At 65.1% G+C, this 367-nt stretch carries 1 pseudogene; it reads right to left on the reverse strand.

What is annotated here, in order from left to right:
• A pseudogene (carB, locus tag CVH10_RS18300) lies at positions 1 to 367 on the reverse strand (carbamoyl phosphate synthase large subunit); the annotation flags it as partial.

The raw sequence follows: 367 nt of genomic DNA on the forward strand, positions 1-367 counted from the left end.
TCGCCCGTATGGACGCCCATCGGATCGACGTTCTCGATGGAGCAGATGATGATGCAGTTGTCCGCCGTGTCGCGGACGACCTCCATCTCGTATTCCTTCCAGCCCAGAACCGACTCTTCGATCAGGACCTCGGTGGTCGGCGACAGGTCCAGACCGCGCGCGACGATCTCGTCGAACTCTTCGCGATTATAGGCGATGCCGCCGCCGGTGCCGGCCAGGGTGAAGGACGGGCGGATCACGGCGGGCAGGCCGACGAACTCCAGCCCCTCCAGCGCCTCTTCCATCGAATGGGCGGCCTTGGAGCGGGGCGATTCCAGGCCCAGCTTGTCCATGGCGTCGCGGAACTTCTGGCGGTCCTCGGCCTTGT

The organism is Halomonas sp. ND22Bw (genome assembly GCF_003011945.1).
Classification (GTDB): domain Bacteria; phylum Pseudomonadota; class Gammaproteobacteria; order Pseudomonadales; family Halomonadaceae; genus Halomonas; species Halomonas halophila.